The organism is Pseudomonas sp. EL_65y_Pfl1_R83, from assembly GCF_963970695.1.
GTDB classification, from domain to species: Bacteria; Pseudomonadota; Gammaproteobacteria; order Pseudomonadales; family Pseudomonadaceae; genus Aquipseudomonas; species Aquipseudomonas tritici.
The window spans coordinates 1-3,106 of record NZ_CAXAQI010000034.1 but is presented as its reverse complement, the minus strand read 5'-3'; the positions used below and the strand labels follow the sequence as shown (position 1 = coordinate 3,106).

Sequence of the window (3,106 nt, the reverse complement as noted above, 5' to 3'; positions counted from 1 at the left end):
GAATGTTGATTTCTAGTCTTTGATTAGATCGTTCTTTAAAAATTTGGGTATGTGATAGAAAGATAGACTGAACGTTACTTTCACTGGTAACGGATCAGGCTAAGGTAAAATTTGTGAGTTACTCTGCATTGAGTATTATCGAATTTTCGGCGAATGTTGTCTTCACAGTATAACCAGATTGCTTGGGGTTATATGGTCAAGTGAAGAAGCGCATACGGTGGATGCCTTGGCAGTCAGAGGCGATGAAAGACGTGGTAGCCTGCGAAAAGCTTCGGGGAGTCGGCAAACAGACTTTGATCCGGAGATGTCTGAATGGGGGAACCCAGCCATCATAAGATGGTTACCTTACACTGAATACATAGGTGTATGGAGCGAACCAGGGGAACTGAAACATCTAAGTACCCTGAGGAAAAGAAATCAACCGAGATTCCCTTAGTAGTGGCGAGCGAACGGGGACTAGCCCTTAAGTGGCTTTGAGATTAGCGGAACGCTCTGGAAAGTGCGGCCATAGTGGGTGATAGCCCTGTACGCGAAAATCTCTTAGTCATGAAATCGAGTAGGACGGAGCACGAGAAACTTTGTCTGAATATGGGGGGACCATCCTCCAAGGCTAAATACTACTGACTGACCGATAGTGAACTAGTACCGTGAGGGAAAGGCGAAAAGAACCCCGGAGAGGGGAGTGAAATAGATCCTGAAACCGTATGCGTACAAGCAGTGGGAGCCCACTTTGTTGGGTGACTGCGTACCTTTTGTATAATGGGTCAGCGACTTATTTTCAGTGGCGAGCTTAACCGAATAGGGGAGGCGTAGCGAAAGCGAGTCTTAATAGGGCGTCTAGTCGCTGGGAATAGACCCGAAACCGGGCGATCTATCCATGGGCAGGTTGAAGGTTGGGTAACACTAACTGGAGGACCGAACCGACTACCGTTGAAAAGTTAGCGGATGACCTGTGGATCGGAGTGAAAGGCTAATCAAGCTCGGAGATAGCTGGTTCTCCTCGAAAGCTATTTAGGTAGCGCCTCATGTATCACTGTAGGGGGTAGAGCACTGTTTCGGCTAGGGGGTCATCCCGACTTACCAAACCGATGCAAACTCCGAATACCTACAAGTGCCGAGCATGGGAGACACACGGCGGGTGCTAACGTCCGTCGTGAAAAGGGAAACAACCCAGACCGTCAGCTAAGGTCCCAAAGTTATGGTTAAGTGGGAAACGATGTGGGAAGGCTTAGACAGCTAGGAGGTTGGCTTAGAAGCAGCCACCCTTTAAAGAAAGCGTAATAGCTCACTAGTCGAGTCGGCCTGCGCGGAAGATGTAACGGGGCTCAAACCATACACCGAAGCTACGGGTATCACTTAGGTGATGCGGTAGAGGAGCGTTCTGTAAGCCTGTGAAGGTGAGTTGAGAAGCTTGCTGGAGGTATCAGAAGTGCGAATGCTGACATGAGTAACGACAATGGGTGTGAAAAACACCCACGCCGAAAGACCAAGGTTTCCTGCGCAACGTTAATCGACGCAGGGTTAGTCGGTCCCTAAGGCGAGGCTGAAAAGCGTAGTCGATGGAAAACAGGTTAATATTCCTGTACTTCTGGTTATTGCGATGGAGGGACGGAGAAGGCTAGGCCAGCTTGGCGTTGGTTGTCCAAGTTTAAGGTGGTAGGCTGAGATCTTAGGTAAATCCGGGATCTTAAGGCCGAGAGCTGATGACGAGTTAACTTTTAGTTAACGAAGTGGTTGATGCCATGCTTCCAAGAAAAGCTTCTAAGCTTCAGGTAACCAGGAACCGTACCCCAAACCGACACAGGTGGTTGGGTAGAGAATACCAAGGCGCTTGAGAGAACTCGGGTGAAGGAACTAGGCAAAATGGCACCGTAACTTCGGGAGAAGGTGCGCCGGTGAGGGTGAAGGACTTGCTCCGTAAGCTCATGCCGGTCGAAGATACCAGGCCGCTGCGACTGTTTATTAAAAACACAGCACTCTGCAAACACGAAAGTGGACGTATAGGGTGTGACGCCTGCCCGGTGCCGGAAGGTTAATTGATGGGGTTAGCTAACGCGAAGCTCTTGATCGAAGCCCCGGTAAACGGCGGCCGTAACTATAACGGTCCTAAGGTAGCGAAATTCCTTGTCGGGTAAGTTCCGACCTGCACGAATGGCGTAACGATGGCGGCGCTGTCTCCACCCGAGACTCAGTGAAATTGAAATCGCTGTGAAGATGCAGTGTATCCGCGGCTAGACGGAAAGACCCCGTGAACCTTTACTATAGCTTTGCACTGGACTTTGAATTTGCTTGTGTAGGATAGGTGGGAGGCTTTGAAGCGTGGACGCCAGTCTGCGTGGAGCCAACCTTGAAATACCACCCTGGCAACTTTGAGGTTCTAACTCAGGTCCGTTATCCGGATCGAGGACAGTGTATGGTGGGTAGTTTGACTGGGGCGGTCTCCTCCTAAAGAGTAACGGAGGAGTACGAAGGTGCGCTCAGACCGGTCGGAAATCGGTCGTAGAGTATAAAGGCAAAAGCGCGCTTGACTGCGAGACAGACACGTCGAGCAGGTACGAAAGTAGGTCTTAGTGATCCGGTGGTTCTGTATGGAAGGGCCATCGCTCAACGGATAAAAGGTACTCCGGGGATAACAGGCTGATACCGCCCAAGAGTTCATATCGACGGCGGTGTTTGGCACCTCGATGTCGGCTCATCACATCCTGGGGCTGAAGCCGGTCCCAAGGGTATGGCTGTTCGCCATTTAAAGTGGTACGCGAGCTGGGTTTAGAACGTCGTGAGACAGTTCGGTCCCTATCTGCCGTGGACGTTTGAGATTTGAGAGGGGCTGCTCCTAGTACGAGAGGACCGGAGTGGACGAACCTCTGGTGTTCCGGTTGTCACGCCAGTGGCATTGCCGGGTAGCTATGTTCGGAATAGATAACCGCTGAAAGCATCTAAGCGGGAAACTAGCCTCAAGATGAGATCTCACTGGGACCTTGAGTCCCCTGAAGGGCCGTCGAAGACTACGACGTTGATAGGTTGGGTGTGTAAGCGCTGTGAGGCGTTGAGCTAACCAATACTAATTGCCCGTGAGGCTTGACCATATAACACCCAAGCAATTTGA

At 50.8% G+C, this 3,106-nt stretch carries 1 rRNA gene; it reads left to right on the top strand.

Annotated features, from left to right (window positions below):
- Window positions 1–194 precede the first annotated feature (194 nt).
- Window positions 195–3,086 (top strand): 23S ribosomal RNA (locus tag AACY08_RS27360).
- Window positions 3,087–3,106: the final 20 nt, after the last annotated feature.